Raw genomic sequence first — 9,453 nt, forward strand, 5'->3', positions numbered from 1 at the left:
ACCGGGTTCCCTGCAAACCGGGCCTTTGCAAACCCGGTCCGCGCCTCAGGCACCCAGCGCGCGGCGGGCGAATTCGCTGACCCGCGCGCTTGTCTGCAGCAACCCGCCTTCGACATCGGCGAGCGAGAACCAGCCGGCCTCCAGAGCATCGTCGCCGGCCACCGGCTCGCCGGCCTGCCAGCGGCAGCCGATCGCCACCAGCACGAAATGATGGGCGAGCGCGCCGTCGCCGTCGTGGCCGATGACGTCGATCAGCCCCACCGGCCCCTCGGCCAGCGCGCTGACGCCGGTTTCTTCTGCAAGCTCGCGTTCGGCCGCGCTGGCGGCGGTTTCGCCGGGCTCGATGCGGCCGCCGGGAAACCCCCACAGCCCCTGATCCGGCGGGTTCGCGCGGCGCACCAGCAGCACCCGCCCCTGCCGCGCCACGATGGCCAGCACCGCCGCAACCGGCCGCACCGCCTTGTCGGTCGTCTGCCCCATGGCACGCCGCCTCCGCCCTAAGACCGGCCCTCGCCGGCAATCGCAGCCGGCAGCAGCGGTGCTGCGGCGCCGGCCCGCAGCAGGCCGGCATCGCGCATCATGCTCTCGAACAGATCGGCCGGCACCGGCTCACCGGACAGATAACCCTGAAACCACTCGCAGCCCTCGGCGGCCACGGCCTCCAGCTGGGCCCGGGTCTCGATGCCGCTCGCCTCCACCGACATACCCATCGAGTGCGCAAGGCGCACGATCATCGGCACGATGGGGGTGTTGTCGCGCCGCCCGCCAAGGCGTGAGACGAGACTCTTGTCGATCTTCACGCGGGCAACGCGCAGGCGGTTCAGCTGCTCCAGCGAGGCATTGCCGCGGCCGAAGCCGTCGATGGCGATGGCCACGCCGGTGGCCGCCTTCAGCGCCCGCAGCGCCTCGAAGGCCGGCTCGGCAATGCCCGTCAGGGCGCTTTCGGTGACCTCGATCTCCAGATGGCGCACCAGCGGCCCGCAATCGCGGAGGGCATCGACGATGCCCGCGCCGACGGCCGGATCGATCAGTCCGCGCGGCGAGAGATTGACCGACAGCGTTTCCAGCATGAAGCCGCGGCGCCGCCAGCTCCGCAGGCGGCTGATGGCGGTGTGCAGCACGAAGGTGTCGATCTCGCCGATCAGGCCGCCCTCTTCCGCCGCCGCCAGAAAGGCGCCCGGCAGCAGGATGCGGCCATCCTCCAGCACCCAGCGCACCAGAGCCTCGGCGCCGCGCAGCGCACCGTCGGCCGTGGCGAACACCGGCTGGTAATAAACGCGGAAGGCGCCGCGGCGGCTGTTCTCGCTGAGGGCGGCGCGCAGACGCGCGCGCGAGGCGAACGGCACCGTTCCCTCGTCCTCATGCACCGCCACCTGCGCCTTGCCGGCGCGCTTGGCGCGGTAGGTGGCGGCATCGGCCCGGTCGAGCAGCTCGCGCGGGGTGGTGGCATCGTCGGGAAAGCGCGCCAGACCGAGGCTGAGCGTGACGCTGACCGGAAGACCCGACGGCAGGGTGAAAGGCAGCCGCATGGCCGCCATCACCGCATCGGCCACCGCCGGCGCGGCATCGGCCGCCGCCTCGCGGAGCATGATCACGAATTCATCGCCGGCCAGACGGCCGACCACGGCTTCCGGCGGCGAGGAATGCGTGAGGCGCAGCGCAATCTCCGACAGGATGGCATCGCCGGCGGCATGGCCGTGACTGTCGTTGATGCTCTTGAAATCGTCGATATCGATGAACAGCAGCGTCACCCGCCCGTGATGCTCGCGGGCGGTGCGGATGGCGGCATCCAGACTGGCGGTGAGATGGCGGCGGTTGGAAAGCGCCGTCAGCTCGTCGCGGTGGGCAAGGTCGTAAAGCTCGCGTTCCGCCTCCTTGATGTGCTCGATGCGGGTGAGCACGAGGCAGAGGCCCGAAACCGGCCCGCTGCGCCCGCCGACGACATCGAGCGAGGCGAGCACGGGCCTGTAGTCGCCGCTGCCGGCGCGGCCCTGCAACTCGCCCTGCCAGTGGCCGTGGTCGGCCAGCGCCACGCGCACGTCGCGGGCCAATTGCGGCCGCCCGCTGTGTGCCAGAAGGTGGCGCACATGCCGGCCCGCGGCCGCCTGCCGGTCGAAACCCAGCAGATCCGCCGCCGCGGCATTGGCTGAGACGACACGCAGTTGCGGGTCCAGCACGACCATGCCGGTGGAGGCGTTCTCGATCATGCGGCCCTGAATGGTCAGGTGGGCCTCCAGAGAACGCCGGCCGGTCACGTCCTGCAGGAAGCCGTGCCACAGCACCGAGCCGTCGGCACGCAGTTCCGGCGTCGCCCGCCCCTCCAGAAACACCCGGCCGCGAACGGGATGGTTCAGCGCAAATTCCCGGTGCCAGATGGCAAGGCTGCGGGCCGATTGCAGCAGCGAGGCCTTCAGGTCCGAAGCGGTCTGCACATCGAGCACCGCCGCAAGGCTGGCCGGATCGCGCATCACATCGGCCGCCGAATGACCGGTCAGGGCCAGCATGCCGTCGCTCGCGAACGGCATGCTGAAAGTGCCGGCAGCATCGATCCCGATCTGGAAGATGGCGCCGGGCAGACTTTCTCCCAGCCGCCGTTCGGCATCGCGCTCGCGGTCGAGCTGCGCCTGCAGCGCCGCATTGACCTGACCGATACCGACCAGCCGGCGCACGGACCGATAGCCACGCCAGCCGAGAAAGACGATCAGCAGCAGATAGGCCGCCGCCAGCCCCGCCTGCAGCGGACGCGTGCCTTCGCCGGAAAGGAGCAGGGAGCCCAGCGCGAGCGCCACCGGCAGGCCGGCGGCAACGCAGAACAGCCCGGCCACCGCCGGCATGGCGGCATGGGCCAGCACCCGCGCCGCCATCAGGCCGGCCACCGCCAGAACCACGGCCAGAATGGCCGGCAACGTGCCGGCCGACAGCACCGCGGCGGCACCGCCGATGCCCCACACCAGACCGTGCAGCACGGCCAGGCTCATCTTCCAGCCGGCCGGGCTGGGCACCGGCCAGACGCGCAGGATCGCGCGGATGCCGATCCGCAGAACGGCGACAAGGCCGCTGGCCAGCAGGAACGGCGCAAAAACCGCCGGCGACGCATGGGGAACGAGCGCCCAGAGCAGGGCGACGAGAACGGGATCGGCCAGCGCATCGAGGGGGTTGACGGCCCCGAACAGAAACCGGTCCGGCTCCACACCGGGCGCAGCCGGCCCCGCGCCGGTCTCGCCCCCTTCTCCGGCGTTCCGCCTGTTCTTATCGGTCATAAGGCCGAATTCCATGCCACACGCGGAAACGCGCCTCTGGCGTCCGCCGCATCCCCGATGAACCACCCACTCCACGGTCGGCCCGCAGGCGGTCGCCCCACCGCCTGCCCTGCAATGCCCACCCCCGGCAGCGTTGCCATCCGGCATCCGCTGCGGGATAAAGCCAGTCGCCCCGCGTCCGACCCTTCTACTTCATCCGCCTGTCACAAGGCCGGCGACAGAACGCCGCGAACCGTGATCGCAGTTGTCACCTTTCGTTGAATGCCGCGCTTTTGCAATCCGTAATTCAGCGCGGGCGGTGGCATTTCTTGCAGGCATTCAGGCCGCCGGCGCAGCCGGTGCGGCCGGTGGCGGCACCGGCACCGGCTGGGCGGCGTCGTCCTGAACCGGATCGATGGCCGGCCGCACGCGCCCGGCCCGGGCGCTGTCGCCGTCTTCGCCGGCGCGGGCGTGCTCGTCGGTCATCAGCCCGACGCTGTTCATGTTGAGGCGCTCGGCCGCCACCTGCCGCACCTTCGCATCCATCTCCGGGTTGCGCTCCAGAAGGGCGCGGAAATCCTCGCCCTCCAGCACGACGAGCTGGCAATAGCCCAGCGCCGTCACGTCCGCGCCGCGTCGGCCGCCGGTGAGCAGCGCCAGTTCGCCGATGAAATCGCCGCGGCCAAGGCGCACCGGCCGGCCGGCGGTGGAGACCTCCACGGCGCCCGACGAGATGAAGAACACCGACTCCCCGCGCTCGCCGCGCCGGATGATGCGCTCGCCCGGCACCGCGAACCGCGGCCGCAGCAGGCGCGCGATCTGGTCGATTTCAGCCGCCGACAGGCTCTGGAACATCGGCAGCTTGGCAACGAGTTCGCGGGTGTTGAGGCCAAGGTCGAGGCGCGGCCGCCCCTCGCTCGCCCGCCGCGAGGCGGCAACGTTGCGCTTCAGGTCGTGCAGCAGTTCCTGACCGATCATGCGGTCGCTGAACAGGGTCTCATATTCCAGTTCTTCGCGGCGCAGGGCGGTGCGCACGAGGAAGCGCTCCTCCAGCGCACGGGCATAGTCGGGATATTGCAGCTCCAGAGCGGCAAGCGACTTGGCCGTCGCCTCGATGCGCTGGGCCAGAATGTCGTCGATGATGCCGGTCAGGCGCGCGCCCAGAATGGGGCGGATGCGCTCAGCCACGAACGGCTTCATCTCGAACAGCACGATCCGCATCACCAGCAGGCGCTCAAAGCGATCGGCCAGCGCCTCCACCAGCAGTCCGTCGAAGCCGAAGAAGCGGTGCACCGTCAGCGCGAAGCGGAAGCGCAGCGAATAGCCCAGCATCCGCTTGGCGCCGCGGTTATATTCCACACGGCCGCCGGCCCGGGCACGTTCGCGCAGCCGGCCGATATCGGTCAGCAGGTTCTCGATGATGCGCAGCGAGACCGTGCGCTCGCGGAACAGCTCCTCCACAAGCTCGCGTTCGCGGTCGGCCAGCGCCACCAGACCAAGGGTGAGACGGTCGCGGTCGAGGATCTCCTTCTCCGTCTCCGTGCGGTGCACCACGGTCTTGATGCGCGCGTCATAGGGCGCGATCGCCTTCTGGGCGATGTCGTCGGCAATCTGCGCGGTCTCGGCCGTGTAGAGCAGCGTGTCGCGCACGTTGCCGAGCGCCACCGCCACCGCGCCATCGCGCACCGCGGCATCGAGCGGCGAGATCTGGTCGAGCTTCAGCAGGCGGATCAGGGCCCGCAGCGTGGTGCCGTTGACGAGCAGGGTGAACAGCGTGAAGCCCGTCGCGGTCGCGGCGATGAAGCGCTTGATATCGGGATCGACGAAGGGGTTTTCCGTCACCGACAGCGCCAGCGCCAGCGTGACCGCGCCGCGCAGGCCGCCCCACACGATAACGAGCTTGTGGGCATTGGCCACCTTCTGCGACAGCCGCAGCAGGCTGAGCAGCGGCAGCAGCCCGAACAGCACCGCAAGGCGCGAGGCGAAGGCCGCCAGAATGAGCACGCCGAGCGGCACCAGATCCCAAAGCCCGATATCGCCCAGCAGCCGCGGCACCAGAATGGAGGCGAACACGAAGATGAGCGAGGCGGCCCAGAACTCCACCTGCTCCCAGATCTCCCGCAGGTAGCGCCAGGAATCCGGGGCGACGATGGTCGGGGCATGGATGTTGACGGCGATGCCGGCCGCAACCACCGCCACCACGCCGGAGACGTGGAAGATCTGCTCGCCGCCGATATAGACCAGATAGGGCAGCGCCACCGACAGCGTGACGAGCGCCGGGGGAATATCGCGCACCAGCCGGAACAGCACGTTGGCGATGAGACCGCCGGCATAGCCGAAGGCCGCGCCGCCGAGGCCGGCGAGCGCAAAATGGCCGAGCGCGGTGGCCGCCCCCACCTTTTCGCCGGAAACCAGCAGCCCCAGCAGCAGCACGAACAGTGTAATGGCGGCGGCGTCGTTGAGCAGGCTCTCGCCTTCCACCAGTCGCGTCAGGCGCGCCGGAGCGCCGAGTTCGCGGAAAATGGCGATGACGGCGACGGGATCGGTGGTGGCCACGATGGCGCCGAGCAGCAGGCAGGCGACCAGCGGCTGGCCGGTGACGGGGGCCAGCGCGAAGCCGATGGCGAAGGTGGCGACGAGAACGGCCACCACCGCGAGCAGCAGAACCGGGGCGGCATCGTCGACCAGACGCCGGACATCGAGACTGAGCGAGGTCTGGAACAGCAGGACCGGCAGGAAAACATAGAGGAACGTATCTGCCGTAATCGGCAGCTCGACAAACACCCGCGCGACCCCGTCGAGCGCCGTCACCGTGGGCGAATAGAACACGAAGGCCGCCGCGGCGCCGATGAGGATGCCGACGGTTGCCAGCACCACGGAGGGCGGCACCTGCAGCCGCTGCGCCAGAGGCTGCAGCAGCGCGATCATCACGAGAAGGCCAGCCACGGCGGCCAGCACGATCGGCAAGGTCATGGCGTTCCTTTATTCACCCCCGGGGATACCGCCTGCCCAGACCGCAGCCGGCACCACCACGCCCCAGCCCGGTGCGAAGGGGCACACCGGATCCGTTCAAAGGGCCGGCCGCCGGGCCACATCCGGCAGCGGCGCGACCGGACGGGACCCGGGCCCCGCCCCTTCGCCAGCGGGCCCGGCAAACGTTTCACCTTCCGGCAAATGCTTCGCCCCGGCCCGCATGGTTCTCACATGCTACGGAGAGTGTGGCACAATCTCGACCCCAAATCGGGCGTTTGGTGGCATTTTCCCGTGCCCGCACGGGTTGCCGGCGCGGCAGAGGGCGGCGGCCGCCCTGCAATCGGACTTGATCGCGCCCGGCAACGCGCGCAATTGTCCCCTTCAGACCCTGCGGCCGGCCCGCCCGGCCCTCACTGAAGGACAGTCCATGACCCGCACTGCCGCCGGCCCGGCCGGCGAGGGCCGGCCCGCCGCCGCGCCGGCCCGCCGCCTGCCACCGCTCGTCAAGCTGGCCCTGGAACTCGGCCCCCTCGCCGTGTTCTTCGTGCTGAACGGCCGGGCCGACCTGTTCGTGGCCACCGGCGGTTTCATGGCGGCAACGGCAGTGGCGCTGGCGGTGTCGTTCGTTCTGGTGCGCCGCCTGCCGGTGATGCCGATCGTCTCCGGCGCCGTGGTGCTGGTGTTCGGCACCCTCACCCTCGCCTTCCACGACGAGACCTTCATCAAGCTGAAGCCCACCATCGTGAACCTGCTGTTCGCGGCGGTGCTGCTGGGCGGGCTCGCTTTCGGCCGCTCGCTGATCGGCCATGTGTTCGACGAGGTGCTGCGTCTCGACGAAGAAGGCTGGCGCAAGCTGACGCTGCGCTGGGGGCTGTTCTTCGTGTTCCTCGCGCTCGTCAACGAGGTGGTGTGGCGCCTGTTTCCGACCGATTTCTGGGTAAACTTCAAGGTGTTCGGCGTGATGCCGCTGACCATGGTGTTCGCGGTGATGCAGGTGCCGCTGATGCAGCGCCACGCCCTGCCCGACACCACCACCCCGGAGGAAGCGCTGTCGGAGCCGCCCGCGGACGGCCCGTCGCCGCGCCCCTGAGCGCGCAAGGCCCTGTCAGCCCTGTCAGACCCGGAGCGATGAGGCCCGGGACGCCTGAAAAAAAGGCCGCTGCCGGAAGGACCGGCGGCGGCCTTTGTCTTTTGCACCTGCGGGCATCGCCCGGGATCATTACGCCTGCGGGCATCGCCCGGGACTTTTTGCACCTGCGGGCATCGCCCGCCGGGGGGGCACCCGGCCTCAGCGGCTGACGGTGATGCCCTGCCCGCTGGCAAGCCGGCCCTGGAACGAACTGGGCGCCGTGGAATAAAGCGTCGCCACCGCGGCCGAGCCGGAATCCTTCAGCGTGATAGCGTTGCCGTTCAGATCCCACGCCGAAACGCTCTTCAGCACATCCGACTGACAGCCGCGGGTGGAGGCGCGATAACCGCCGGTCCAGCCGGTCAGCACCATGAACAGCTGGCAGCGCTGGCCGCCGCTCTCGATGGTCCAGCCGCCGATCATGTCGGAGCGCTGCACGGCAAGCTGCTGCTCGGGCGCCGGCAGAGCCGCCGGCTCGGGCTGCGGCGCGGGGGTGGCTTCCGTCACCGGCGGCGGCTCGGCCGGCACCGGGGGCGGCAGCTGCGTCATCTGCACCGGCGCGGTCGGCACCGGGGTCAGCGGCGTCGGCTGGTCCACGGGCTGCGGGCCGAAGCGGGTGCAGCCGGCCGTCGCCAGCGCAAGCCCGAGGCCCACCAGGACGGCTTTACGTCCGTTCATGCTTGATCCTCTCCCACTCAGGAGGCGTGCAACCCTGTCGCGCCGCAGGAGGCCGGCGCGAATCGGTCGCCATTGGGCCGAAGCGGTAACGCTTCGTCAATGTCTGTGGCAGGGCGCAGGCGTCGCACGCATGGCATTTCGGGCCAGGCAGGCAGCGCGATCACACTGCCGCCCGCCGCGCGCAGCAATCAGCTGCAGAAGCGCCGCACGCCGTCGTAGCCGACGAAGGTGCCGGTCTGGGCATTGAACGAGCGGTAGCGGGCGGAACAATAGCTGTACCAGGCCGGCGACCACGGCGCCGGTCGCCCGGCAGCGACCACGGCCGGCGGGGCCGGCGGCACGGCGACAGGAGCGCCGTAGACCGGGGCCCCATAGACAGGCGCCCCGTAGACCGGCGCGGGCGCATAAACCACGGGCGGGGCGGCATAGACGACCGGCGGCGCCACATAGGCCGGCGGAGCGGCCACGGCCGCGCCGATGGCGGTGCCGGCGGCCAGACCGATGATGCCGGCCGCGGCAACCGCGCCGCCGTCATAGCCCCAGCCCGGTCCCCAGCCGGGACCGGCCCAGCGCGGCCCCCACGGACCCGGTCCCCACCAGCCGGCCTGCGCCGGCGCAGCCGCCAGCAGGGTGCCGGCAGCGAGGACCGCCACCGCGACAGCCGCGCGCAGACGATGGCGACCCCGCCCGGCAGCAGCGGAAACGGTAAGCGACATGGCGCACATGGCAGCCTCCCCGGACGAAAACGCCCCACAACAAGCGGCCGGCCTGCCCTCTTATCCCGCTCCGGCCCGGATGGAGCCAATAGTAGCCGATCGCGGCATTTCGTCGATGGAATTGAAGCTGAAAAAAGCAAACGGCCGCCCGGAAGGGGCGGCCGCTCGATAACGACGACGAAGCTGCCGGATCAGGCGGCGAGCTTGGCCTTGGCCTGCTCGACGAGGGCCTTGAAGGCCTCCGGCTCGCGGATCGCCAGGTCGGAGAGCACCTTGCGATCGACTTCGATGCCGGCCTTGGTCAGGCCGTCGATGAAGCGCGAGTAGGTCAGCCCGAACTCGCGGACAGCGGCGTTCACGCGCTGGATCCACAGAGCGCGGAAATTGCGCTTCTTCGCCTTGCGGTCGCGGTAAGCGTACTGCAGGGACTTGTCGACGGCGGCCTTCGCCGTGCGGATGGTATTCTTGCGACGGCCGTAGAAGCCCTTTGCGGCTTTCAGGACCTTCTTGTGCTTGGCATGGGCAGTCACGCCCCGCTTCACGCGCGCCATGGCGGTTGCTCCTTGAGAGAATCAGATAAAAGTTCGGATGCGACCTGAAGAAGATCAGCCGTTCGGCAGGAAGTTCTTCTTGATGATGCGCGCATCGGGGGCGGCGAGCACAGTGGTGCCGCGGGCATTGCGGATGAACTTGGTCGTCCGCTTGATCATGCCGTGGC

7 protein-coding genes and 1 pseudogene are annotated in these 9,453 nt (G+C 69.9%); 1 reads left to right on the forward strand and 7 read right to left on the reverse strand.

Annotated elements, in window-relative coordinates; genetic code table 11:
* Nucleotides 1-45 precede the first annotated feature (45 nt).
* From V7067_RS12545 to V7067_RS12555, 3 genes are all read right to left on the reverse strand, one after another.
* The gene (locus V7067_RS12545) at nucleotides 46-480 is read right to left on the reverse strand and encodes an NUDIX hydrolase (RefSeq protein WP_334176242.1); all 435 of its coding nucleotides are present in this window, start codon (nucleotides 478-480) and stop codon (nucleotides 46-48) included.
* A 17-nt stretch (nucleotides 481-497) separates the two neighbouring features.
* Nucleotides 498-3,260 (reverse strand): EAL domain-containing protein, encoded by a 2,763-nt coding sequence (locus V7067_RS12550; RefSeq protein WP_334176243.1) that lies wholly within the window; start codon nucleotides 3,258-3,260, stop codon nucleotides 498-500.
* A 318-nt stretch (nucleotides 3,261-3,578) separates the two neighbouring features.
* Nucleotides 3,579-6,212 (reverse strand): cation:proton antiporter, encoded by a 2,634-nt coding sequence (locus V7067_RS12555; protein WP_334176244.1) that lies wholly within the window; start codon nucleotides 6,210-6,212, stop codon nucleotides 3,579-3,581.
* Between the two features lie 427 nt (nucleotides 6,213-6,639).
* Here V7067_RS12555 and V7067_RS12560 point away from each other — a divergent pair, with 427 nt between their 5' ends.
* Entirely contained in the window at nucleotides 6,640-7,302 is a 663-nt protein-coding gene (locus V7067_RS12560) for a septation protein A (protein WP_334176245.1), read from the forward strand.
* 198 nt (nucleotides 7,303-7,500) lie between these two features.
* Here the strand turns inward: V7067_RS12560 and V7067_RS12565 are convergent, their stop codons facing one another.
* From V7067_RS12565 to V7067_RS12580, 4 genes and pseudogenes are all read right to left on the reverse strand, one after another.
* Nucleotides 7,501-8,019 carry an AprI/Inh family metalloprotease inhibitor gene (locus tag V7067_RS12565; protein WP_334176246.1) on the reverse strand — a complete coding sequence of 173 codons (519 nt, stop codon included), beginning with the start codon at nucleotides 8,017-8,019 and terminating at the stop codon, nucleotides 7,501-7,503.
* 188 nt (nucleotides 8,020-8,207) lie between these two features.
* Nucleotides 8,208-8,735 carry a BA14K family protein gene (locus V7067_RS12570; protein WP_334176247.1) on the reverse strand — a complete coding sequence of 176 codons (528 nt, stop codon included), beginning with the start codon at nucleotides 8,733-8,735 and terminating at the stop codon, nucleotides 8,208-8,210.
* Between the two features lie 191 nt (nucleotides 8,736-8,926).
* Nucleotides 8,927-9,286: a 50S ribosomal protein L20 gene (gene rplT, locus V7067_RS12575; protein ID WP_334176248.1), complete on the reverse strand. Its 360-nt coding sequence runs from the start codon at nucleotides 9,284-9,286 to the stop codon at nucleotides 8,927-8,929.
* 54 nt (nucleotides 9,287-9,340) lie between these two features.
* Nucleotides 9,341-9,453 (reverse strand): annotated as a pseudogene (locus V7067_RS12580) (50S ribosomal protein L35); the annotation flags it as partial.

The sequence above is a fragment of the Pseudoxanthobacter sp. genome, assembly GCF_036822375.1.
Taxonomy (GTDB): Bacteria; Pseudomonadota; Alphaproteobacteria; order Rhizobiales; family Segnochrobactraceae; genus Pseudoxanthobacter.

Bases quoted from the DNA above. Each gene is read 5' to 3' on its own strand.
- V7067_RS12560 (WP_334176245.1), top strand. From the start codon at position 6,640: ATGACCCGCACTGCCGCCGGCCCGGCCGGCGAGGGCCGGCCCGCCGCC.
- V7067_RS12545 (WP_334176242.1), bottom strand. From the start codon at position 480: ATGGGGCAGACGACCGACAAGGCGGTGCGGCCGGTTGCGGCGGTGCTG.
- V7067_RS12570 (WP_334176247.1), bottom strand. From the start codon at position 8,735: ATGTCGCTTACCGTTTCCGCTGCTGCCGGGCGGGGTCGCCATCGTCTG.
- V7067_RS12550 (WP_334176243.1), bottom strand. From the start codon at position 3,260: ATGACCGATAAGAACAGGCGGAACGCCGGAGAAGGGGGCGAGACCGGC.
- V7067_RS12555 (WP_334176244.1), bottom strand. From the start codon at position 6,212: ATGACCTTGCCGATCGTGCTGGCCGCCGTGGCTGGCCTTCTCGTGATG.
- V7067_RS12565 (WP_334176246.1), bottom strand. From the start codon at position 8,019: ATGAACGGACGTAAAGCCGTCCTGGTGGGCCTCGGGCTTGCGCTGGCG.
- rplT (WP_334176248.1), bottom strand. From the start codon at position 9,286: ATGGCGCGCGTGAAGCGGGGCGTGACTGCCCATGCCAAGCACAAGAAG.